Source organism: Brevundimonas sp. DS20 (genome assembly GCF_001310255.1).
Classification (GTDB): domain Bacteria; phylum Pseudomonadota; class Alphaproteobacteria; order Caulobacterales; family Caulobacteraceae; genus Brevundimonas; species Brevundimonas aurantiaca.
Map to the genome: position 1 here is coordinate 2,152,305 of NZ_CP012897.1, position 20,994 is coordinate 2,173,298.

Genomic DNA, 20,994 nt, shown 5'->3' on the forward strand with positions numbered 1-20,994 from the left:
CATGACAGACGACCCTATTCAAGACAGCGACGCCTTCAAGGAAGCCTGGGCCGAACCCCAGAAGAGCGCCCTGTCTCAGGCCGAGCTGGATCAGCTGACCGACGATCTGATTCAGGCGCTGAAGACCGTCTATGATCCGGAAATCCCGGTCGATATCTATGAGCTGGGGCTGATCTATCGAGTGGACGTCAATGACGACCGCGACGTGGTGGTGGACATGACCCTGACGGCGCCCGGCTGTCCCGTCGCCGGCGAAATGCCGGGCTGGGTCGAGACGGCGGTGGAGAAGGTGGAGGGCGTCCGCAGCGCCAAGGCCAATCTGGTGTTCGATCCGCCGTGGGACGCCTCCAAGATGAGCGATGAGGCCAAGCTGGCCCTGAACATGTTCTGATGAGCGAACTTCAAACCACATCCCGTCCGCGCCGCCCGCGCCCCAAGGTCGTGACCCTGACCGACCGGGCCGCCGAGCGGGTGCGTGAGATCCTGGACAAGGCCGACAACAGCCACATCGGTCTGCGGATCGGGGTCAAGAACGGCGGCTGCGCAGGCCAGGAATACACCTTCGCCTATGCCGATGAGATCGGCCCCCTGGACGAGGTGGTCGAGGACAAGGGGGTCACCATATTGATCGAGCCCAAGGCCGTCCTGTTCCTGATCGGCACCGAGATCGACTATGAGACGACCCGGCTGGCCTCGAAATTCGTGTTCAACAATCCCAACCAGACCGACGCCTGCGGCTGTGGCGAGAGCGTCACCATCGTGCCGGCGGCGGGCTGAGCCGAACTAGCCGAAGGTGAAGGCGAAGACCTGGACGCCGGGGTCCAGGAATTCGATCTCGAAGGTGCGTTCGCCCACCGGGCCGGACTGGCGAACCAGCTGATACAGACGCTGGCGGTCGATGCGGCCCTGGCCCTCGACGTCGATGTCTGATCCCGCGTCCGATCCCGGCGCGGCCCCGTCGATCCGGACCCGGAAGCGCACCCCGGCGTCGCCTTCACCCGGCCCCATGACCAGATGCAGATCCCGCGCCTTGAACCGGAAGGCCAGGCGTCCGCCCGGCGCCGTCAGGGCGGCGTGTTCCCGCGTCACCCGCCAGGGGCCGGTCAGGCTCCAGTCGTTCAGCCGCAAGGCCGCCGGCCCATAGGTCTTGACGGCGTCGCGCGCGAAACCACCGGGCGAACGGAAATTCTCGGCCCTGGCGTAGCCGACATAGGTCTCGGGCGAGGCGAGCTGGGCCATGTCGGCGGCGGCCTCGGCGCCCTGGGCCTGGACCTGCACCAGGTCGGAAGCGACGTCGGCGGCGCCGGCCTCCTTCAGCAGTTGCTGAATGACCCGTTCGGAGCCGTCGTAGTCGCCCTCGCCGAAATGGTGGTGGCGGATCCGGCCCTGGGCGTCGATGAAATAGTGGGCGGGCCAGTACTGGTTCTTGAAGGCGCGCCAGACGGCGAAGTCGTTGTCCATGGCTACCGGATAGGCGACCCCGAGACGGGCGACGGCCTCGCGCACATTGGCCTCGGACTTTTCGAAGGCGAACTCGGGCGTGTGGACGCCGATCACAACCAGTCCCTGATCCTTATATTTTTCGGCCCAGGCGCGGACATAGGGCAGGGCGCGCAGGCAGTTGATGCAGGAATAGGTCCAGAAGTCGACCACCACCACCTTGCCGCGCAGTTGCTCGCGGGTCAGGGGCGGCGAGTTGATCCAGGTCGTGGCGCCGGACAGGGGCGGCATGACGCCCTCGACCGGCAGGTTGTTCAGGTCGGCGGGGGCGGTGTTGGTCGGGACGCCGCGGCCGACCGTCGTCAGCAGGGCCTGTTCGAGCCGTCCCGTGCCGGCGGCCGAAATCCGGGTCAGCAGGCCGGTGTCCAGGCCCAGAGCGATGGCGGCGACCCCGACCAGAACCAGAACCCCCAGGCCGCGCCGCACCCATTCGCCGACGCCCAGGGCGCCCTTCATCGCCTTGAACACCCGCCCGCCGACCAGCAGGGCCAGGGCCAGGGAGGTGGCGGCGCCCGCCGCATAGGCGAGCAACAGGACGGTCGAGCCGACGCCGGCGCCCTGCAAGGCCGCGCCGGTCAGGATCAGCCCCAGGATCGGGCCTGCGCAGGGCGCCCACAGCAGGCCGGTCGCCACGCCCAGCAACAGGGAGGATCGCACCTCGCCCCGGTCGTCCGAGCCGCGCTGGACGCGATCGGTCAGCCAGGACCCGGCCGCCACGAAGGGCCGCATCAACCGGTCCCCTACGGCAGGGATCAGCAGGCTGAGGCCCAGCGCCGCCATGACCGCCAGAGCGATCCATCGCCCGACCTCATTGGCCCGCACCGCCCAGCCGCCGCCGAGCGCCGCCAGACTGGCCACCCCGGCGAAGGTGACGGCCATGCCGACCAGGAGAGGCAGGCCGTTGCGGACGAACGGTCGATCCGCCCGAGCGAAGACGAACGGCAGGACGGGCAGGATGCAGGGGCTGACGATCGTCAGGACGCCGGCGAGATAGGACAAGAGAAACAGGATCATGCGGGCGCCCGATGCGGGTGGAGTTCTCCACATACGAAGCCGGGCGGCCTTCGGTTACCCCGCCGATGACATTATCTCCCACAGATAGACGACCTGCCGGCCGCGAACGGGCTAGACTTCGCGCTTCCGATCCCCGATTCGCTGGCCCATGACGATCCACGCTCCGCCGCCGGAAGGCGGCCGTATCATCGACGAGCCGATGGAGACGGCCCTCAGCCGTCGCTATCTGGCCTACGCCCTGTCGACCATCACCAACCGCGCCCTTCCCGACGTCCGGGACGGGTTCAAACCCGTGCACCGGCGCATCCTGTACGCCATGCACCAGATGCGGCTGAACCCGCAGGCGGCGGCGCGCAAATGCGCCAAGGTCGTCGGGGAGGTCATGGGTGGATACCACCCGCACGGCGACGCCTCCATCTATGAGGCCCTGGTGCGCCTGGCCCAGGACTTCGCCCAGCGCTATCCCCTGGTCGACGGCCAGGGGAATTTCGGCAATATCGACGGCGATAGCGCCGCGGCCATGCGCTATACCGAGTGCAAGCTGACCCCCGCCGCCGTCCTGTTGCTGGAAGGCATCGACCAGGACGCGGTCGATTTCCGTCCCACCTATGACGATCAGGACGAGGAGCCGGTCGTCCTGCCGGCCGGCTTCCCCAATCTGCTGGCCAACGGTTCGTCCGGCATCGCCGTGGGCATGGCGACCTCCATCCCGCCGCACAATGTCGGCGAACTGATCGACGCCTGTCAGCTGTTGCTGGAGCGACCCGAGGCGACCACGGACGAGCTGGTGCAGTTGGTCCCCGGACCCGACTTCCCCACCGGCGGCGTGGCTGTAGAAGGCCGCGCAGCCATTCTGGACGCCTATGAGACGGGCCGGGGCGGGGTGCGGCTGCGCGCGCGCTGGGAGACCGAGGACCTGGGCCGCGGCGTCTGGCGGATCGTCGTCACCGAAATGCCGTACCAGGTGCAGAAGTCGCGCCTGATCGAGGCGCTGGCCGACCTGATCGAGCAGAAGAAGGCGCCCCTGCTGGGCGATGTGCGCGACGAGTCGGCGGAGGATATCCGTCTGATCCTGGAGCCCAAGAATCGGACCATAGAGCCTGAAATGCTGATGGAAAGTCTGTTCAAGCTTTCCGATCTCGAGGTCCGTTTCCCGATCAATATGAACGTGCTGGACGCCGACGGCACGCCGCGCGTCATGGGGCTGAAGGCCTGTCTCAAGGCCTTCCTGGATCACCGGCGCGAGGTGCTGAACCGACGGTCGCAATGGCGGATCGCCCGGGTCGAGAAGCGGCTGCACCTGCTGGAAGGCCTGCGCATCGTCTTCCTGAACCTGGACGAGGTGATCCGGATCGTCCGCGAGGAGGAACAGCCCAAGGCCGTCCTGATCGCTCGCTTCGGCCTGACCGAGGTCCAGGCCGACTTCATCCTCGACACCCGGCTGCGCCAGCTGGCGCGTCTGGAAGAGATGACGATCGAGAAAGAATTCAAGGAGCTGTCGGAAGAACTTGCCAATCTGAAGGCGCTTACGTCGTCGGAAGGCAAGCAGTGGAAGGCTGTTTCCAAAGAGCTTGAGGCGGTGCGCAAGGCGCTGATCTCGCCGCGGCGCACGACGATGGGCGAGGCGGTCGACGCCTCGGCCTTCGTCGCGCCCGAGGCCTTCATCCCGCGCGAGGCGATCACCGTCATCCTGTCGGAGCGCGGCTGGATCCGCGCCGCCAAGGGCAAGGTCGAGGATCCTTCGGAGCTGAAGTTCAAGGAAGGCGACAAGCTGGCCTATCTGGTTCCGGCCTATACGACGGACAAGCTGCTGGTGGGGGCGTCGGACGGGCGGATCTTCACCATCGGGGCGGACAAGCTGGCGTCGGGTCGGGGCCATGGCGAGCCGCTGCGGCTGATGATCGACCTGGACGAGAAGGCCGAGATCATCAATCTGCTGGCGCACCAGCCGGGCGGCAAACTGCTGATCGCCTCAAAGGCCGGCTACGGCTTCATCGCGCCCGAGGACGACACCCTGGCCCAGAAGCGGGGCGGCAAACAGGTGCTGAACGGCGAAATGCTGGCCATGCTGCGGGTGCCGACCAATCCTATGGGCGATCACGTCGCGACGATCGGCGAGAACATCAAGACCCTGATCTTCCCCCTGGCGGACCTGCCCGAAATGGGGCGCGGCAAGGGGGTGAAGCTGCAGAGCTTCAAACAGGGCGGCCTGGCCGATGTGACGGTCTTCAACGCCGAACAGGGGCCGGAATGGGCCGACGGCGGCGGACGGCGGCGCAACTGGCCCGACTGGAAGGACTGGCTGGGCAAGCGCGCCGGAGCCGGTCGCCAGGGGCCGAGGGGCCTGCGGAAGTTCAGATAGGACGGCTCTGCTTCGGGGTGCGAGTCAGGCTTCTAAACGGCTCCAGCCGAGCTTGCCCAGCACCTCGAGGGGGCGGAAGTCCGCCTTGTAGTCCATCTTCTCCGAGCCCCGGACCCAGTAGCCCAGATAGACGAAGGGCAGGCCCACCTGGGCCGCCTGGCGCACATGGTCGAGGATGGCGAACCGACCCAGGCTGCGGCGTTCCAGGCGCGGATCGTAGAAGCTGTAGACCATGGACAGGCCGTCTCTGAGCAGGTCCGTCAGGGTCACGGCGACCAGGTCGCCGGGCCCGCCGTCGTCGGACGGCAGGCGGTATTCGATCAGATGGGTGCGCACGGCCGTGTCCTCGACCATGGCGACATAGTCGAGCCAGCCCATATCGCTCATGCCGCCCAAAGGGTGGCGGCGGGTCAGATAGCGCCGCAGCAGCTGGAACTGTTCGGTCGTGGCCTCGGCCTCGACCAGGGCGCGCGTCAGGTCGGCGTTGCGCGCCAGAACCTTGCGCTGGGAGCGGCTGAAGGCGAAGTCGGGCACGGGCAGGCGGACCGAGACGCAGGCGTCGCAGGCTTCGCAGGCGGGGCGATAGGCGATGTTCTGGCTGCGGCGGAAACCCGCCAGGGTCAGTTCGTCATTGACGTGGGCGCCGTCCGAAAAGGGGAGGTTTGCGAAGACCTTCCGTTCCGTCTTGCCCGGCAGATAGGGACACGGGGCGACCGAGGTCATGAAGAACCGGAGCTGGCGTGTCGGCACATGTTGGGTCACGACTCTAGGTCCGCACCCGATCTGGCCCAAAATAGGACGGTCTGACGCTCATGCCGCGATTTGGCGCGATTGGGCGCTCGGCCGCAAGCGCCAAGGCGCCACAGCCGCTCAGGATCACAGCGAGGTGTCCATAGGCAGGACCGGAGCCTCGCGCAGCAGGACGATGGCGATGCGGCGGTTGCCCGGCAGGCTGGGATCGTCGGGATAGAGCGGGTCAGAGCCCGCCTTGCCGGCGACCGAATAGACCCGATCGGGGTCCACGCCCGCGCTTTGCAACACGAGCCGCGAGCCGTTGGCCCGTTCGGAGGACAGGGTCCAGTCCGCCGGGCCGCTGGCGCGGTTCGAGCCCGGCGTGGCGCTGGTGTGGCCGGTGATGGAGATGCGGTTGGGCAGCTGGTTGATCACCTTGGCGACCGCGCGCAGCAGAACCTGAGCCCGCGCATTGGGGCGGGCCGAGTTGTTGTCGAACATGGACCGGCCTTCCTGGTCCACCAGCTGGATGCGCAGCCCCTCCGGCGTCTGGTCCACGATCAGCTGTTTGGACAGTTCGGCCAGTTCCGGCATCGACTGCATGGCCTGGCGCAGCGATTCCGCCGCACTGGCGAACTCGGCCGCCTCGCGCTTCTGGATTTCGGCCTGCAGGGCGGCGTCGCTGGCGGAGGTGAGGTTTGAGCTGGGGCCGGTGTTGGTCGTCTCCGGCGGGGCCTCAGGGGCCAGCTGTTCGATGACCGACTGCGAGCCCGAGCTCTTGGGACCGTCGTCGCCCAGCGCCGTGCCGCCCAGAAGGCCGCCCGAACCCGAGGTGGTTTCGGACACGCTGGCGGGGGCGAAATATTCGGCGATGCCCTTTTTCTGTTCCGGGTCGGTCGTGTTGATCAGCCACATCAGCAGGAAGAAGGCCATCATGGCCGTCACGAAGTCTGCATAGGCCACCTTCCAGGCGCCGCCGTGGTGGCCTCCGCCGGAAACCTTTTTCACCTTCTTGATGAGGATCGGACGATCGCTCACGGACATGGACGCACCCCGGCAAGTTCGCGGCAGCATGACGCGGCAAGGTTAACCGCCCGTTGACCCCCAGCCTGGGTTGAACCCTGGGGCGACCCAGCCTAGTCCAAGGCGGAAACACGGGAGCCTGCCATGAAGATCGCTTTCGCCGGCCTGGGGGTCATGGGCGCCCCGATGGCGCGTCACCTGGTGAACGCCGGCCATCAGGTCGTCGGCTTCAATCGCACCCCCGCCAAGGCCCAGGCCTGGGCCGAGGCCGTGGGCGCGCGGGCGGCCGCGACCGTGTCGGAGGCGGCGCAGGGGGCGGAGCTCTTCATCCTGTGCGTCGGCAATGACGACGACGTGCGGGCGGTCGTGACCGAGGCCCTGCCGCACCTGGCCGAAGGGGCGGTCATCGTGGATCACACCACGACATCGGCCAAACTGGCGCGGGAAATGGCCCAGGCCGCGGCCGAGGCGGGGCGCGTCTTCATCGACGCTCCGGTCTCCGGCGGTCAGGCGGGCGCAGAAAACGGCCAGCTGAGCGTCATGGCCGGCGGCGAGGCCGAGGCCCTGGCCCGGGTGGAACCGGCGCTGACGGCCTATTCCAAGGCGATCAAACATATGGGGCCGGCGGGCTCGGGCCAGCTGACCAAGATGGTCAATCAGATCGCCATCGCCGGCGTGGTCCAGGGCCTGGCCGAGGCGGTCCATTTCGCCCAGGTCGCGGGCCTGGATACGGACGCGGTCTTTGAGGCGGTATCCAAGGGCGCGGCCCAGAGCTGGCAGATGGACAATCGCTGGAAGACCGCCGCCCAGGGCCGTTTCGACTTCGGCTTCGCCGTCGATTGGATGCGAAAGGACCTGGGCCTGGTTCTGGACGAGGCGCGGTCGAACGGGGCGCGTCTGGCCCTGACGGCTCTGGTCGATCAGTTCTACGCCGAGGTTCAGGCCATGGGCGGCAATCGCTGGGACACCTCCAGCCTGGCGGCGCGGCTTCAGCCCAAGGACTGAAGCCGCCGGTGCGGCGGGTTAAGCCGTCTCCCAGCCCTTTTCGATCGCCCAGACTGCGAAGGCGTAGTCGTGGGCGACCTCCTTCAGATAGTCGAACCGGCCGGCGGCGCCGCCGTGGCCGGCCTCCATATTGATCTTCAGCAGGACCGGCTTGCCCGAGGTGGTGGCGGGCCGCAGCTTGGCGACCCACTTCTCCGGCTCCCAATAGGTCACCCGTGGATCGGACAGGCCGCCCGTCGCCAGGACGGCGGGATAGGCCTGGGGCTTCACCTGATCATAGGGGCTGTAGCTCATCATATAGTCGTAGGCGTCCGGATCCTCGATCGGATTGCCCCATTCGGGCCATTCCGGCGGCGTCAGCGGCAGGGAGGTGTCGCTCATGGTGTTGATGACATCGACGAAGGGCACCTGGCCGATGATTCCGGCCCAGAGGTCCGGCCGCATATTGTTGACGGCGCCCATCAGCATGCCGCCGGCCGACCCGCCCTGGGCCACGATGTTTCCGGCCGCGGCGTAGTTCTGCGCGATCAGATGTTCGGCGGCGGCGATGAAGTCGGTGAAGGTGTTCTTCTTGGTCATCCGGCGGGCGCTGAGGAACCAGCCCCAACCCTTGTCCGATCCGCCCCGGATGTGGGCGATCGCATAGATCCAGCCGCGATCGACCAGGGACAGCCGATTGGTCGAGAAGCCGGCCGGCATGGGAATGCCGTAGGAGCCGTAGCCGTAGAGCAGCAGCGGCGCTGAGCCGTCGATCAGCGTGGTGCGGCGGCGCAGGACCGTGACAGGCACCAGTTGACCATCGGTGGCCGGGGCGTTCAGCCGTTCGACCACATAGTCTTCGATATTGTGTCCCGAGGGGATTTCCTGGGTCTTGCGCAGCGTGCGTTCCCGCGACGCCATGTCGTAGTCATAGGTCTGGGTCGGGGTGGACGGCGAGTTGTAGCTGTAGCGGGTCGTCGTGGTGTCGAACTCCGACGCGCCCGACAGCGACAGGGCGAAGGCCGGTTCATCGACGGCGATCGCATGTTCGGCCCCGGCGCGATCGCGGATGATGATGCGGGTGTTGGCGTCGGCCCGTTCCTGACGCGCCAGATGATGGCGGGTCAGGTCCATCCCCTCGATGAATCGGCCCGGCGTATGAGGGACGAGATCCGTCCAATGCGCCCTGCCGGGCGTTTCGGTCGGCGCCTGAACGATCTTGAAGTCGATGGCGTCGTCGGCGTTGGTGCGGATCACCCAGCGGTCGTCCCAGTGATCGACGTCATAGCGGACGGCGACCTGGCGCGGCTCCAGGACGACCGGCGCAGCGGTCGGGTCGTCGGCGGGGATGTAGCGGGCCTCGGACGTTTCCTGGTTCTGGATGCCGATGACGATGAACCGGTCGTCGGCGGTGCGGCCGACGCCGATGAACATGCCGTCGTCCGCCTCCTCATAGACCAGGGTCGTCTCGCCGCCGCGCGCCGGGCGGCGGAAGATCTTGTCCGGCCGTCCGTTGTCGTCGCGATTGGTCCAGAAAATCCATCGGCTGTCAGGCGAGAAGGTGAAGTCGCCGGTGGCGCTCTCGATCACATCGGGCAGGACGGCGCCGGTCGCAAGATCCTTGACGTAGATCTTGTGCACCTCGGACCCTTGCGCGTCCTCGGCATAGGCGAACAGGCTGTGGTCGGGGCTGTGGGCGGCGGCCGAGACCTCGGAATAGGCCTTGCCTTCGGCCAGTTCATTGGCGTCCAGCAGCAGTTGGGAAGTCGGGGCGACGATGAAATTCTTCGTCACCGGCCGGCCCTCGACCATCCAGGTTCCCTGGCGCTCGACGCGCATATAGCGGGGATGCTGGTCGCCCGTGCGGTACTCGACATAGTAGGTCCAGTCGCCGTCAGGCGCGGGGACGGAACTGTCGTCCTCCTTGATGCGGCCGCGCATCTCCTGGAACATCGTCTCCTGAAGGGGGAGTGTGGAGGCCATCATGGCTTCGCGATAGGCGTTTTCGGCTGTCAGATGCTCTTTGACTTCGGCCTTGATCAGGGTCGGATCGCGCAGCACCGCCTGCCAATTGTCGTCCTTCATCCACTGGTAGTCGTCGGTGCGGGTGCGACCCAGCTGTTCGATGACGACGGGGATCTTCTTGGCGACAGGGGGTTGGGGCATCGAGGCTCCGGAAGACTGGCGGGCGAGGGCGGGGGAGGCCGAGGCGGCCAAGGCCGTCGCAGCGGTGGACAGGAGGATTTGGCGTCGGTTCATGGTCGGCTCCCGGGCGTGCGGATGCGACCTTGGGCGTTCGGGCCGCCCAAGGTCAAATCAAGATCGCGTCGGGCGTCAGCCCGCCAGGGCCTCGACCGTCATCCGTTTCAGCAGGTCGCCGCCCTGGCCCACGGCCGCCAGGCGGCTGGAGACATGACCCAGGACATTGGCGGCATAGAGTTCATAGAGGTCCAGCTTGCCCTGCAGCCAGACGGGATCGCCGTCGGCGGCGTCCAGCCGCGCCTTGGCGGCCAGCGCCCCCTTGGCCAGCATCCAGCCGCCGATGACGTCGCCCAAGAGCTTCAGATAGGCGTCCGCTGCGGCCAGGACGTCGGCCGCCGCATCCGGGTCGGCCTTGCGGTCCAGCAGCCACAGGGTGGCGTCCTCCACCGCCTCGACGGCCGTTGCGAACCGTTCGACCGGCTTGCCGGCATAGAGGCCAGAGAGGTCGGCCAGCGTCGTCTTCATGTCGGCGATGAGGGCCTTGGCCGCCTCGCCCCCGTCCATCGACAGTTTGCGCCCGACCAGATCCATGGCCTGGATGCCGTTGGTGCCCTCGTAGATCGGGGCGATTCGGGCGTCGCGATAGTATTGAGCCGCGCCCGTCTCCTCGATGAAGCCCATGCCGCCATGGACCTGGACGCCCAGGGAGGCGACTTCGCATCCGACGTCGGTGGACCAGGCCTTGGCGATCGGGGTGAACAGGTCCTCGCGGGCCTTCCAGCGGCGGCGCGCCTCTTCCGTTTCGGCATGACGGGCCAGGTCGGCGGCGACGCCGGTCGACAGGCACAGGGCGCGAGCGGCCGCGGTCTTGGCCTTCATCACCCCCAGCATCCGGCGCACGTCCGGATGATCGAAGATGGGGGCGTTGGCTTCTCCGGTCCAGACCGACCGACCCTGGCGGCGGTCCAGCGCATAGGCCAGGGCGTGCTGATAGGCGCGTTCGGCGATGCCGACGCCTTCGACTCCTACGGCCAGGCGGGCGGCGTTCATCATGACGAACATATGGGCCAGGCCCTCGTTCGGACGTCCGACCAGTTCGGCGCGCGCGCCCTCATAGGCCATGACGCAGGTGGGCGAGGCGTGGATGCCCAGCTTGTGCTCGACCCCGACGGGACGGAAGGCGTTGCGTTCGCCCAGGCTTCCGTCGTCCTTGACGAGGAATCTCGGCGCCAGGAACAGGCTGATCCCCTTGGGCCCCTTGGGCGCGTCGGGCAGGCGCGCCAGGACCAGATGGATGATGTTGTCCGTCGCGTCGTGATCGCCCCAGGTGATGAAGATCTTCTGGCCGTGGATGGCGTAGGTCCCGTCGCCGTTCGGCGTCGCCGTGGTGATCAGAGAGCCCAGGTCCGAACCGGCGCCCGGCTCGGTCAGCACCATGGCGCCGGTCCATTCGCCGCTGACGAGCTTGGTCAGATATTTCGCCTTCTGCTCTTCCGTGCCGACCTGCTCCAAGGCCTCGATGGCGGCGAGAGACAGCATTGGACACAGGCCGAAGGCCATGTTGGCGGCGTGGACGGTCTCATAGGCCGCCAGCTCCAGGGCCTTGGGCAGGGCCTGGCCGCCCGCCTCGACCGGGGCCGACAGACCGGTCCATCCGCCGGCGGCGAACTGGCGATAGGCGTCGGCGAAGCCGGGAGCGGCCGTGACGGCGCCGTTGGCGTAGAGCGAGCCCTTCTGGTCCCCGATGCGGTTCAGCGGGGCCAGCACCTCCTGCGAAAACTGTCCCGCCGCCTCCAGCACGGCCGAGGCGACGTCGGAATCGTAATCCGGAAAGGCGCCGGTGGCGGCGACGTCCGCCATGCCGGCTACGGCCTCCAGGGTGAAGGCCAGATCACGAACGGGGGCGCGGTAGCTCATGGGTTTCCTCAATGTCCTTTCCGGCTTAAGTGCCTCGCCGAAGCCCCCCGTCGCAAGAGAGACTTGGCGCAGGCGGGGCAGTCGGGGCACAGTGACGCCCTGCCGCGAGGGAAGGGAAGTCGCCATGGCCGAGCCGCGCAATCGCTATTCGTCGGTGTCACTGGCTTTGCACTGGATCATCGCTGCGGCGATCCTGGTCCAGGTGCTGCTGATCACCGCCCATGAGAGCACGGAAGGACCGCTGTCCGGGCAGTTCGTCATGCTGCACAAGTCGCTGGGCGTGTCGATCCTGATCCTGACCCTGGCCCGCATCGGCTGGCGACTGGCGCACCCGGCCATTCCCTTGCCCGCGCAGATGCCGCGCTGGGAGCGGCTGGCGGCGCGCGCCACCCATGTCCTGTTTTACGTCGTCCTGATCGCCATGCCTCTGTCGGGCTGGCTGGCCACTTCGGCGGCGGGACGCGACTTCGCCTGGTTCGGCCTGTTCGACTGGCCCCTGTTGCCGGTGGGCGGCGGGCGCGAGGCCGCCGGTCGGTTCATGGACGTCCATGAGACGGTGATGAAGGGCCTCTACGTCCTGATCGCCCTGCATGTGGCCGCGGCGCTGAAGCATCAGTTCATCAACCGCGACAATGTGCTGCATCGGATGATCCCCCTGATCCCGCGGCGGCCGTGAGGGACGCGGGCGACCCGCCGGATCAGGCCGCCGCCGCCCTGCGACGCGGCGAACTGATCCTGCTGCCGACCGAGACGGTCTATGGCCTGGGCGCCGACGCCGCCGATCCGCGAGCGGTGGCCGCCATTTTCGAAGCCAAGGGAAGACCTCGGTTCAACCCCTTGATCGCGCATGTCTCTGACGCCGCCGCCGCTGAGGCGATCGGCCTCTTCGACGCCGCCGCCCGTTCCCTGGCCCAGGCCTTCTGGCCGGGGCCGATGACGCTGGTGGTCCCGGTGCGGGATCGGACCCGCGTCTGCGATCTGGCGCGCGCCGGGCTGGACAGCGTCGCCGTGCGCGTTCCCGGCCACGCCCAGGCGCGGGCGGTGCTGTCGATGTTCGGCGGTCCCGTCGTGGCGCCGTCGGCCAACCGCTCGGGCCGGCCCAGTCCGACGACCTTCGCCGACGCCGTGGAGGAGACCGGCTTCGCCGTCTCGGCCGCCGTGGACGGCGGGCCCTGCGCCGTCGGTCTGGAAAGCACCGTCGTCTCGGTCCTGGAAGGACGGGTCGCCCTGCTGAGACCCGGCGCCGTCACCCGAGCAGAGATCGAGGCCGTGGTCGGCCCCCTGGACGAGGGTGGCGACGGGCGACGCTCGCCGGGCCGGCTGGCCGTCCACTATGCGCCTGACGCCCCTGTGCGGATCGAGGCGACCCAGCCGCGTCCGGGCGAAATCCTGCTGGGGTTCGGGCCGGGCGTCGGCGACCCCCGCTGGAGTCTCAGTCCTTCCGGCGATCTGCGAGAAGCCGCCGCTAATCTGTTCAAGTTGTTCAGAGAAGCAGACCGAGCCAAGCCGGCGGGCATAGCCGTGGCGCCCATTCCTTCCTCCGGACTGGGCGAGGCGATCAACGACAGGCTTCGGCGAGCGGCGGGCTTCGTCGGCTAACCGAACCGCGCCTGAAGATCGACGCTGGAGCGGCGTCCGACGCTGGCGAGACAGGTCTCCAGCCAGTCGTCCGCAGCCGCCCGGCCACGGGCTTTCAGGTCGGTCAGGAAACTCCATTCCGTGTTGAACTTCGACCTCAAGGACAGGTCCGACAGCCAACCGTCGGCCTCGATGGCGTGCAGTCGCAATTGTCGATAGGGCCCCGAGCCGTGTTTCAACTGGCCCTGGCTGATCATTTCGCCGGCCATGGCGATGGCGCGCAGCTCGGCCAGGAGCGGCGCGTTGAAGAGGATCTCATTCAACCGATCGACGATGTCGCCCGCCGCGCGGGGCGTCTCGTCGCGCACCATCGGGTTCAGCGTCACCAGCAGCACGTCGTCCGGCGTATCATCCCCCGTCAGGGGCCAGAGCGGCGGATTGGTCAGATAGCCGCCGTCCCAGTACGGCTCCCCCTCGATCTCGACGGCCTGGAACAGGTGCGGCAAACAGGCCGAGGCCATCAGGACGTCGGCGGTGATCTCGCTGGACGCGAAGATGCGGGCCCTGGCCTGGCGCACGGCCGTGGCGGCGACGAACAGTTTGACGTCGGACCCCTGGACCGCCTGAAAATCCACGGCCGTCTTCAGAACCCGCTTCAGAGGATTGTGGTTCAAGGGATTGAATTCATACGGGCTCATTGACAGAGCCAGGGTTTCTCCGGCGCGCCAGAGCGGCGTGTCCTTCAGCCAGTCGGGCGCCTGGGCCGGATTCCACAGGGCGCTGTCGCCGAAGACGTTGCGCCCCCCCGACTGATTGATCTCGCGCCACAGCCGGTCCAGGGCGGCGCGGGCGTCGCCGCTCGCCAGGCCGGAAATCAGGGCGGCGCCGTTCATGGCGCCGGCGGACACGCCCGAGACCGCGCGGATATCCAGCCGATCGTCTTCCAGCAGTCGATCCAGCACCCCCCATTGGAAGGCGCCGTGCGCCCCGCCGCCTTGAAGCGCCAGACAGAAGGGCCGCCGGCCTGTCGAAGCGGCGGCGAGGTCCGTCGGCTCGGCGGTCTTGCGTTTGAAGATCGCCATAGGTCGGCCCTCGCTGGGATGATCTTATTGAGCGGTCCAGCCGCCGTCGATCGAGAAACTGGCGCCGTTGGCCGAGGCGCCCAGGTCGCTGACCAGATAGAGGAACAGCCCCGCCAACTGATCCGTCGTGACGAACTGTTTGGTCGGCTGGGCGGCCAGGATCACGTCGCTCATGACCTTTTCAGGACTGATGCCGCGGGTGCGGGCCTGGTCTTCGATCTGCTTTTCCACGATCGGCGTATGGACGAAGCCGGGGCAGATGGCGTTGCAGGTGATGTTGTCCTTGGCCAGCTCCAGCGCCACCGTCTTGGTGAAGCCGATGACGCCGTGTTTGGCCGCGACATAGGCCGATTTGAAGGGGCTGGCGACCAGGCCGTGGGCCGAGGCCATGTTGACGATCCGACCACGCCCCTGGGCCTTCATGATCGGGATGGCGGCGCGGGTAGCGTAGAAGGCCGAGGACAGGTTGATGGCGATGATCTGCTCCCACTTGTCGGTGGGAAACTTCTCGACCGACTCCACATGTTGAATGCCGGCGTTGTTGACCAGAATGTCCAGGCGGCCGAACTCGCGTTCGGCGAAGGCGACCATGTCGGCCACCTCCTCGCCGCGCGTCATGTCGGCGGGGTGATAGCGCACCCGCGCGCCGGAAGACGCCTCAAGCGCGGCGCGGGTGCGCTCGATCTCGGCCGGATCGCCCAGGCCGTTCAGGACCACGTCGCCGCCCCGCGTCGCCACCGCGCGCGCCAGGGCCAGGCCGATGCCCGAGGTCGAGCCCGAGATCACCGCCGCCTGACCCTTCAGATCGCCGATGTCGCGGAAGTCAGGGGACTGGGGCGAGGTGGACATGGATGCGCCTTTCGTTCTTTCGCGAGAGACTAGCGGGGGCGCCCGGCGAAGATCAAGAATTTCCCGACCTGATGAATATCCATTCGGTCTCGGTCGAGGCCGCCTTGTCGAAACCGTAGCCGTTCCGATCAAAAGCCTTCAGATCCTCGACTCGTTCCAGCCGTTCGTCGATGGCGAAGCGGCTCATGGCGCCGCGCGCCTTCTTGGCGAAGAAGGAGACGATCCGCGTTTCGCCGTTCTTCTCCTCGCGGAACTGGGGCGTGACGACCGGTAGTTTCAGAGCCTTGGCGTCGACGGCGCCGAAATATTCCTGGCTGGCCAGGTTGACGACGACCGGATCGGGCGATCCCTGGGCTCTGAGGTCTTCGGCGTCGGCGTTCAGCTGTTTGGAGATCCGATCGCCCCAGAAATCATAAAGGCTGGAGCCGCGGCGGGTCTTCAGCCGCGTGCCCATTTCCAGCCGATAGGGCTGGATCCGGTCGAGCGGACGCAGCAGCCCATAGAAGCCGGACAAAATCCGCAGATGGTCCTGGGCGAAGGCCAGGGCGGCGGCGTCCAGCTCTCGCGCCTTCAGCCCCTCATAGACGTCGCCGGCGAAGGCGAAGGCGGCCTGGACGCCGTCCGTCGATTCCGGATCGAACGCCCTGAACCTTTCCAGATTCAAGGTCGCCAGATCATCCGAAATCCCCATCAGGCGACGCAGGTCGGCCTTGGTCTGACGCCGCGCCGTCGCCGCCAGGCTGGCGGTGTCTTCCAGAAAGCGACGCTCCGTGCCGGGCAGGGCCGGATCGGCCGGCGAGAAGTCGAGCCGTTTGGCGGGAGAAAGAAGGATCAGCAAGGGACGGCTCCGTGATGGCGCCGCTCACATAGGCCGCTTCTGCGAAGATTTGAACGGGCGAGGCCGGAATGCCGCGGCTCAGCCGCCGAAGCCGCCCTGATCGAGGAAGGCCTGCTCTTGCGGCGTCGTCGCGCGGCCCAGGGCGAGGTTGCGGTGGGGAAAGCGGCCGAAGCGCACGATGATGTCGCGGTGCAGGCGGCCCCATTTCTCCAGCTCGGCGTCGCCGGCGACCAGGGCCAGGTAGCGGTCCTGATCCTCGAGCCGTTCGGAATGTTCGAAGGGCAGCAGGAGGAAGTTCTTCAGCTCGGGTTCGACCCGGAGGTGCCAGCCGCGCGCCACCGCCTGTTCGGCGAACATCAGCGCCAGGGGATCGGTGGCGAACTGATGGGCCGTGCCGCGGAAACTGTTCCTCGGATACTGATCCAGCAGGATCAGCAGGGCCAGGGCGGTCTCAGGGGCCTCGATCCAGTCGTCGCGTTCGCGCCGGGCGGCCGACAGGTGCAGATCCTGGCCGCGCGACCGAAACTGGGCGTCGAAGGCCTCGTCCTTGGCGAACCACTTTTCGGGCCCGGTCTCTTTCCAGAAGGCGACGACGTCGAATGCGGTTATGAAGGGGGCCATGACCAACATCTTAGCCAATCCGCTGCCCGTCTTCCATGACCGCGACTGCGACCTTTCGATCATCCGCGGCAAGCGCGTGGCCATGATCGGCTACGGCAGCCAGGGACGCACCCATGCGCTGAACCTGCGCGATTCGGGCGTGACCGACATCGTCGTGGGTTTGAAGGCGGGGTCGAAGACGCGGGCCGTCGCCGAGGCCGACGGATTTACGGTGATGACGGCGGGCGAGGCGGCGGCGGGGGCGGACGTGGTCGCCGTCATGACCTCGGACGAAGCGCACCGCGACCTGTGGCGCGACGAGCTGGCGCCGACTGTGCGGCCCGGCGCGGCCCTGGTCTTCGCCCACGGCCTGTCGGTGCGGTTCGGCCTGGTGGAGCCCCGCGCCGACCTGGACGTGATCCTGGCCTCGCCCAAGGGGATCGGGCCGCGCATTCGCGACCTGTACGAGGCCGGGGAGGGGGTCTTCTGCCTGTTCGGGGTGCATCAGGACGCGACGGGCGGGGCCCATGCGCTCGGCCTGTCCTATGCCGCGGCCCTGGGCTGCGGACGCAAAGGCATTCTGGAGACGACGATGCGGGACGAGTGCGAGAGCGATCTGTTCGGCGAACAGGTGGTGCTGTGCGGCGGGATCGCCGAACTGATCGATTCGGCCTTCATGAAACTGGTCGAGGCCGGCTATCCGGCCGAGGTGGCCTGGTTCGAATGTTTCTACGAGGCCAAGCTGGTCACCGACCTGATGTACGAGCGCGGCATAGCCGGCGCCTTCGCCAAGATCTCCAATACGGCGGAGTACGGGGCCTACCGCACCGGCCCGCGCGTGATCGGCGCCGAATCGCGCGCCGCCATGGATCAGGTCCTGGCCGAGGTTCAGGGCGGAGGATTCGTGCGGGATCTGATGGCGGACTATGACGCCGGCTCGCCCGACCTCATGGCGCGGCGCGCGGCCCTGGGGCGGCGGCCGATCGAGTCGGTAGGGGCGCGTCTGAACGAGGTGGCGCGCCTGGCGCGGGAGACGGCGGCGAACGACGACTGAGGCGCGGGAGATGACTCGTCATCCTGTGCGTCCTCATCGACGCAATGCGGCGGACGGGCCGGCCCTCGGGTCGAGCCCGAGGGTGACGATCACTAGAGGGATGAGAGAGAATGGTCGGAGTGAGAGGATTCGAACCTCCGACCCCTGCGTCCCGAACGCAGTGCTCTACCAGGCTGAGCCACACTCCGACCGTGGGGGCTGGGCCGCAAGGCGTCGCCCCGAAGTGAGGACGCGGCTTATAGCCATGGGTTTCGGAGGCCGCAAGCGTCCATTTCGACCTTCTTCGCAGGCGGCGAAAATTGTCCTGAATGGGGGTGTTGCATCCGAAAACGGTTTGGCCTATCTGACCGCCTCCGCCGCACGAGAGTGCAGCGGACGCCGGACCTGCTGGGGAATGGTGTAATGGTAACACTCCGGTTTTTGGTACCGTCATTCTAGGTTCGAGTCCTAGTTCCCCAGCCACCGCCCTCACTGCATTTGAGCCCTTTTGACCTCTCCTGAGGGAGGTGGGTTTTACACTGGGTTTTACAGTTGGCCTTCTGTTCTGCCCTTCCTGAAGCCGGGCGATCATACCCAATCCGATAGCTTCCCCTGTGACGTAGCGCCGGGCGATCTCCTTCACACGCTGCAACTCCCACCCCAGGATCGTGGCCACGTCGTCGAGCGGCAGGCCGGCGAGGATGTAGTTCGTCGCCGCGGTGCCTCTCAGGTCATGGAAGCGCAGTCCATCCAGACCGGCGGTCGCTTCCGATCCTGAACGCGTCTGCGCCGCTTCCTCAGCATCATTGCGGGCGCGTTGTACGCCGCTGTCCAGACCGCGGCCTGGCGGTGTCCACGGTTCACCGTCGGAGGTGGACAGCACGGTCGGGCAACTGCCGCGCTCAAGGGAGCCCAGTACCTCCCGGACAGCGTCCGTGATCGGAAGGACCACGCTCTTTCGGCCCCGGCTTTTGCCGGTTTGCCAGATGATGGCGTTCTCCTTCACCGCCGCCCAAGGCAGGGCGATGAGGTCGTTCTTGCGCAGACCCGTGACCGCAGCCAGTCGGATCGCCGCCGCGATTGGCGGGTCAGCGTAGGCCAGGATGGTCTCCAGATGCTGCGGCTCCCAGATTATGTCGGCCCGGTTGACCTTGTAGATGCGCGGGAAGTTCGCGACGGGATTCGTAGCCAACTCACCCCGGTTCACGGCCCAGTTCAGAACCAGTGACAGCGCGCCCAGAAGCTCGTCGGCGGTCTTGGGCGTGTTCGCTCGCTTGTCGCGCCAGGTGAGCAAGAAGGATCGCGCCTTAGGTGAGGGCGGCCAGCGTTAGATCACCCAATTCCGTCCGTACGAGGTCAAGATGTTTGCGGCGATCCGTCTTGGTTCGAAGAGCCAGTGATTTGTCCTGGTTCATCAGGTCGAGGTAGCGCGTGATCAAGCCGTAGAGTGTCGGCTCGTCGGTCGCGCTTTTCTCGGTCTTGATCTGCGCGCGATAGGCCTCCATCGCCGCCGGCGCCTTTCGGGCGACCTCTCGCGCGAGGGAGCGCAGGCTGGAAGCTTGCGCCGCCAGGATTTGCGGACCGCCGCGCCACGCGTACCAGTATTCAAAAACCCGGTTCGCCTTGGCGCGCTTGATCCTATGGACCCCGGGCAGCATCCGGGTGATCGGCAATGAAGCGGGCGAGTTCGGCATCGGCCTTGTTCACGTTCAGTTCCGCAGAAGAATCCAGTCCGGCCAGCCGGTCAAGATGGGCGTCCAGAACCTTGCGGTCGTATCGATGTCGTGTTCCGAGCCGCACGTGCCCGAACGATAGTTTGCGGACGCTGGCCGCTGGCAGGCCCAGGTACTCTGCGGCCTCCTTTTCAGTGAAGAGCCGAGGCTCGGTCATGTGACGCCTCCTGAGCCGCTGCGCGAGGATCGCGAGAAGCTGAGTCGAGCGCGATGTGCAGACAAGCGCTACCCGTAGGTTTCCGGTAGCCACAGTGACGTGACCCCCTGAAACTCCTCCAGGAATAGCTAGAGTCCGCCCAACGAAGGACGGACAGAATGAAGCGATCGAGGTTCACGGAAGAGCAGATCATCGGGATCCTGCGGGAGCAGGAGGCCGGTGTAGCGACGGCGGAGGTGTGCCGACGCCACGGGGTCAGCTCGGCGACCTTTTACAAATGGAAGGCCAAGTTTGGCGGGCTCGACGTGTCGGAGGCTCGGCGGCTCAAGGCGCTCGAGGATGAGAACGCCCGGCTGAAGCGGATGCTGGCGGACGCGATGCTGGACAACGTGGCCCTGAAGGACCTGCTGGGAAAAAAGTGGTGACGCCCGCCGGCTATCGCGAGGCGGCTGGCCATCTGCAGGCCGCCTACGAGATGAGCGAAAGGCGGGCGTGCCGTGTTCTGGGCGTCGATCGGACGAGCGTGCGCTATCAGGCGACGCGCCCGGACGACGGCGCTCTGCGCGACCGGCTGAAGGCCCTGGCCCAGGAACGTCGACGGTTCGGCTATCGTCGCCTGCACGTGCTGCTGCGGCGCGAGGGCCATGCGGTCAACAGGAAACGGGTCCAGCGGATCTATCGCGACGAGCAACTGACGGTGCGCCGGCGCGGCGGCCGGAAGCGAGCGATGGGCACGCGGCGACCGCTGGACCTGCCGCTGGCGCCCAACCAGCGCTGGTCGCTGGACTTCGTCGCAGACCAGCTGACGGACGGGCGGCGCTTCCGCATCCTGACGGTGATCGATAACTGTACGCGCGAGTGCCTGGCGCTGGTGGCCGACACCTCGCTGTCGGGCGCGCGGGTCGTGCGGGAGTTGGACGCCGTCATCCGGCAGCGAGGGCGGCCCGACACCATCGTCAGCGACAACGGCACGGAGTACACCTCGAACGCGGTCCTGGCCTGGGCCGACGACACCGGCGTCGGCTGGCACTACATCGCGCCGGGCAAGCCCCAGCAGAACGGCTTCAACGAAAGCTTCAACGGGCGGCTGCGTGACGAGCTGCTGAACGAGACGCTGTTCCGCTCGCTGCCGCACGCTCGCGCCGTGCTGGAGGCGTGGCGACGCGATTACAACGAGCAGCGTCCGCACTCGAAGCTCGGGTGGCTGACGCCGCAGGCTTATGCAGAAGCGCTCACCGGACACATCGGCCGGCCTGCTGCGCTGGTTGATGGCTGCGCAGACCGGCCTCTTGCCAACCCAGCCGATCACAGCTCAGATCAACCTAGGACTCTCGTTATGGCTGGATGAGAAACGGGGGTCACGTCAACAGACTTTTACGAGCCTGACCGT

General features: G+C 67.1%; 19 protein-coding genes, 2 tRNA genes and 1 pseudogene. 9 read left to right on the forward strand and 13 right to left on the reverse strand.

Annotation, left to right across the window (positions count from 1 at the left end; genetic code table 11):
- The first annotated feature begins 1 nt into the window (after nucleotide 1).
- Nucleotides 2–391 carry an SUF system Fe-S cluster assembly protein gene (locus JL11_RS10485; RefSeq protein WP_054765630.1) on the forward strand — a complete coding sequence of 130 codons (390 nt, stop codon included), beginning with the start codon at nucleotides 2–4 and terminating at the stop codon, nucleotides 389–391.
- The gene (locus tag JL11_RS10490; RefSeq protein ID WP_054765631.1) at nucleotides 391–777 is read left to right on the forward strand and encodes a HesB/IscA family protein; all 387 of its coding nucleotides are present in this window, start codon (nucleotides 391–393) and stop codon (nucleotides 775–777) included. Before JL11_RS10485 ends, JL11_RS10490 begins: the two co-directional genes overlap by 1 nt.
- Nucleotides 778–783: 6 nt before the next feature.
- Here JL11_RS10490 and JL11_RS10495 read toward each other — a convergent pair whose 3' ends face one another.
- Nucleotides 784–2,514 carry a cytochrome c biogenesis protein DipZ gene (locus tag JL11_RS10495; protein WP_054765632.1) on the reverse strand — a complete coding sequence of 577 codons (1,731 nt, stop codon included), beginning with the start codon at nucleotides 2,512–2,514 and terminating at the stop codon, nucleotides 784–786.
- Between the two features lie 148 nt (nucleotides 2,515–2,662).
- On the opposite strand from JL11_RS10495, the gene parC reads away from it, so the two are divergent.
- The gene (gene parC / locus JL11_RS10500) at nucleotides 2,663–4,876 is read left to right on the forward strand and encodes a DNA topoisomerase IV subunit A (protein WP_054765633.1); all 2,214 of its coding nucleotides are present in this window, start codon (nucleotides 2,663–2,665) and stop codon (nucleotides 4,874–4,876) included.
- Between the two features lie 24 nt (nucleotides 4,877–4,900).
- Here parC and JL11_RS10505 read toward each other — a convergent pair whose 3' ends face one another.
- Both JL11_RS10505 and JL11_RS10510 read right to left on the reverse strand, forming a co-directional pair.
- Complete coding sequence (locus JL11_RS10505; RefSeq protein WP_054765634.1) at nucleotides 4,901–5,638, reverse strand: arginyltransferase; 738 nt, start codon at nucleotides 5,636–5,638, stop codon at nucleotides 4,901–4,903.
- 114 nt (nucleotides 5,639–5,752) lie between these two features.
- Nucleotides 5,753–6,652, reverse strand: coding sequence for a flagellar motor protein MotB (locus tag JL11_RS10510; RefSeq protein ID WP_054765635.1), 900 nt, complete (start codon nucleotides 6,650–6,652; stop codon nucleotides 5,753–5,755).
- Between the two features lie 123 nt (nucleotides 6,653–6,775).
- Between JL11_RS10510 and JL11_RS10515 the strand changes: the two genes are divergently transcribed.
- Nucleotides 6,776–7,636 (forward strand): NAD(P)-dependent oxidoreductase, encoded by an 861-nt coding sequence (locus tag JL11_RS10515; RefSeq protein WP_054765636.1) that lies wholly within the window; start codon nucleotides 6,776–6,778, stop codon nucleotides 7,634–7,636.
- Between the two features lie 18 nt (nucleotides 7,637–7,654).
- Here JL11_RS10515 and JL11_RS10520 read toward each other — a convergent pair whose 3' ends face one another.
- Together JL11_RS10520 and JL11_RS10525 are read right to left on the reverse strand one after the other, a co-directional pair.
- Entirely contained in the window at nucleotides 7,655–9,874 is a 2,220-nt protein-coding gene (locus tag JL11_RS10520) for a S9 family peptidase (protein ID WP_054765637.1), read from the reverse strand.
- Between the two features lie 75 nt (nucleotides 9,875–9,949).
- A complete protein-coding gene (locus tag JL11_RS10525) occupies nucleotides 9,950–11,734 on the reverse strand; it encodes an acyl-CoA dehydrogenase (RefSeq protein WP_054765638.1) in 1,785 nt (594 codons plus the stop codon).
- A gap of 124 nt (nucleotides 11,735–11,858) precedes the next feature.
- Here JL11_RS10525 and JL11_RS10530 point away from each other — a divergent pair, with 124 nt between their 5' ends.
- Both JL11_RS10530 and JL11_RS10535 read left to right on the forward strand, forming a co-directional pair.
- Nucleotides 11,859–12,410 (forward strand): cytochrome b, encoded by a 552-nt coding sequence (locus tag JL11_RS10530; protein ID WP_054765639.1) that lies wholly within the window; start codon nucleotides 11,859–11,861, stop codon nucleotides 12,408–12,410.
- Entirely contained in the window at nucleotides 12,407–13,333 is a 927-nt protein-coding gene (locus JL11_RS10535; protein ID WP_054765640.1) for an L-threonylcarbamoyladenylate synthase, read from the forward strand. Before JL11_RS10530 ends, JL11_RS10535 begins: the two co-directional genes overlap by 4 nt.
- Here the strand turns inward: JL11_RS10535 and JL11_RS10540 are convergent.
- The 4 genes from JL11_RS10540 to JL11_RS10555 all read right to left on the reverse strand — a co-directional run bounded on the left by JL11_RS10540 (nucleotide 13,330) and on the right by JL11_RS10555 (nucleotide 16,702).
- Nucleotides 13,330–14,394 carry a patatin-like phospholipase family protein gene (locus tag JL11_RS10540; protein WP_082382680.1) on the reverse strand — a complete coding sequence of 355 codons (1,065 nt, stop codon included), beginning with the start codon at nucleotides 14,392–14,394 and terminating at the stop codon, nucleotides 13,330–13,332. The genes JL11_RS10535 and JL11_RS10540 overlap by 4 nt on opposite strands.
- 24 nt (nucleotides 14,395–14,418) lie before the next feature.
- Nucleotides 14,419–15,243: a 3-hydroxybutyrate dehydrogenase gene (locus JL11_RS10545; protein ID WP_054765641.1), complete on the reverse strand. Its 825-nt coding sequence runs from the start codon at nucleotides 15,241–15,243 to the stop codon at nucleotides 14,419–14,421.
- A gap of 52 nt (nucleotides 15,244–15,295) precedes the next feature.
- Nucleotides 15,296–16,081, reverse strand: a complete 786-nt coding sequence (yaaA, locus tag JL11_RS10550; RefSeq protein WP_054765642.1) for a peroxide stress protein YaaA — start codon at nucleotides 16,079–16,081, stop codon at nucleotides 15,296–15,298.
- Between the two features lie 78 nt (nucleotides 16,082–16,159).
- Nucleotides 16,160–16,702, reverse strand: coding sequence for a DUF924 family protein (locus JL11_RS10555; RefSeq protein WP_054765643.1), 543 nt, complete (start codon nucleotides 16,700–16,702; stop codon nucleotides 16,160–16,162).
- Here JL11_RS10555 and ilvC point away from each other — a divergent pair.
- Nucleotides 16,701–17,735 carry a ketol-acid reductoisomerase gene (gene ilvC / locus JL11_RS10560; protein WP_082382681.1) on the forward strand — a complete coding sequence of 345 codons (1,035 nt, stop codon included), beginning with the start codon at nucleotides 16,701–16,703 and terminating at the stop codon, nucleotides 17,733–17,735. The genes JL11_RS10555 and ilvC overlap by 2 nt on opposite strands.
- A gap of 111 nt (nucleotides 17,736–17,846) precedes the next feature.
- Here ilvC and JL11_RS10565 read toward each other — a convergent pair.
- Nucleotides 17,847–17,923 (reverse strand) — tRNA-Pro (locus JL11_RS10565).
- Nucleotides 17,924–18,123: 200 nt separating this feature from the next.
- Between JL11_RS10565 and JL11_RS10570 the strand changes: the two genes are divergently transcribed.
- Nucleotides 18,124–18,197: transfer RNA gene (locus JL11_RS10570), tRNA-Gln, on the forward strand.
- Nucleotides 18,198–18,378: 181 nt separating this feature from the next.
- Here JL11_RS10570 and JL11_RS18245 read toward each other — a convergent pair.
- The 3 genes and pseudogenes from JL11_RS18245 to JL11_RS10580 form a co-directional block, all read right to left on the reverse strand.
- Nucleotides 18,379–18,921 (reverse strand): annotated as a pseudogene (locus tag JL11_RS18245) (tyrosine-type recombinase/integrase); the annotation flags it as partial.
- A gap of 100 nt (nucleotides 18,922–19,021) precedes the next feature.
- Complete coding sequence (locus JL11_RS10575; RefSeq protein WP_197273297.1) at nucleotides 19,022–19,408, reverse strand: hypothetical protein; 387 nt, start codon at nucleotides 19,406–19,408, stop codon at nucleotides 19,022–19,024.
- Complete coding sequence (locus tag JL11_RS10580; protein WP_003167202.1) at nucleotides 19,353–19,604, reverse strand: helix-turn-helix domain-containing protein; 252 nt, start codon at nucleotides 19,602–19,604, stop codon at nucleotides 19,353–19,355. Before JL11_RS10580 ends, JL11_RS10575 begins: the two co-directional genes overlap by 56 nt.
- 158 nt (nucleotides 19,605–19,762) lie before the next feature.
- Between JL11_RS10580 and JL11_RS10590 the strand changes: the two genes are divergently transcribed.
- Nucleotides 19,763–20,952, forward strand: a protein-coding gene (locus JL11_RS10590; protein WP_165906610.1) for an IS3 family transposase whose coding sequence is annotated in 2 segments (ribosomal slippage) — nucleotides 19,763–20,015 and nucleotides 20,015–20,952 — 1,191 coding nt in all. Because the reading frame shifts where the segments join, the coding sequence is not laid out codon by codon here.
- Nucleotides 20,953–20,994: the final 42 nt, after the last annotated feature.

Excerpts from the sequence above, each read along its gene's own strand:
- JL11_RS10495 (WP_054765632.1), bottom strand. The coding sequence starts at position 2,514 with ATGATCCTGTTTCTCTTGTCCTATCTCGCCGGCGTCCTGACGATCGTC.
- JL11_RS10510 (WP_054765635.1), bottom strand. The coding sequence starts at position 6,652 with ATGTCCGTGAGCGATCGTCCGATCCTCATCAAGAAGGTGAAAAAGGTT.
- JL11_RS10575 (WP_197273297.1), bottom strand. The coding sequence starts at position 19,408 with ATGCCGAACTCGCCCGCTTCATTGCCGATCACCCGGATGCTGCCCGGG.
- JL11_RS10520 (WP_054765637.1), bottom strand. The coding sequence starts at position 9,874 with ATGAACCGACGCCAAATCCTCCTGTCCACCGCTGCGACGGCCTTGGCC.
- JL11_RS10555 (WP_054765643.1), bottom strand. The coding sequence starts at position 16,702 with ATGGCCCCCTTCATAACCGCATTCGACGTCGTCGCCTTCTGGAAAGAG.
- JL11_RS10545 (WP_054765641.1), bottom strand. The coding sequence starts at position 15,243 with ATGTCCACCTCGCCCCAGTCCCCTGACTTCCGCGACATCGGCGATCTG.
- ilvC (WP_082382681.1), top strand. The coding sequence starts at position 16,701 with ATGACCAACATCTTAGCCAATCCGCTGCCCGTCTTCCATGACCGCGAC.
- JL11_RS10530 (WP_054765639.1), top strand. The coding sequence starts at position 11,859 with ATGGCCGAGCCGCGCAATCGCTATTCGTCGGTGTCACTGGCTTTGCAC.
- JL11_RS10580 (WP_003167202.1), bottom strand. The coding sequence starts at position 19,604 with ATGACCGAGCCTCGGCTCTTCACTGAAAAGGAGGCCGCAGAGTACCTG.
- JL11_RS10515 (WP_054765636.1), top strand. The coding sequence starts at position 6,776 with ATGAAGATCGCTTTCGCCGGCCTGGGGGTCATGGGCGCCCCGATGGCG.
- parC (WP_054765633.1), top strand. The coding sequence starts at position 2,663 with ATGACGATCCACGCTCCGCCGCCGGAAGGCGGCCGTATCATCGACGAG.
- JL11_RS10490 (WP_054765631.1), top strand. The coding sequence starts at position 391 with ATGAGCGAACTTCAAACCACATCCCGTCCGCGCCGCCCGCGCCCCAAG.
- JL11_RS10540 (WP_082382680.1), bottom strand. The coding sequence starts at position 14,394 with ATGGCGATCTTCAAACGCAAGACCGCCGAGCCGACGGACCTCGCCGCC.
- JL11_RS10525 (WP_054765638.1), bottom strand. The coding sequence starts at position 11,734 with ATGAGCTACCGCGCCCCCGTTCGTGATCTGGCCTTCACCCTGGAGGCC.
- JL11_RS10485 (WP_054765630.1), top strand. The coding sequence starts at position 2 with ATGACAGACGACCCTATTCAAGACAGCGACGCCTTCAAGGAAGCCTGG.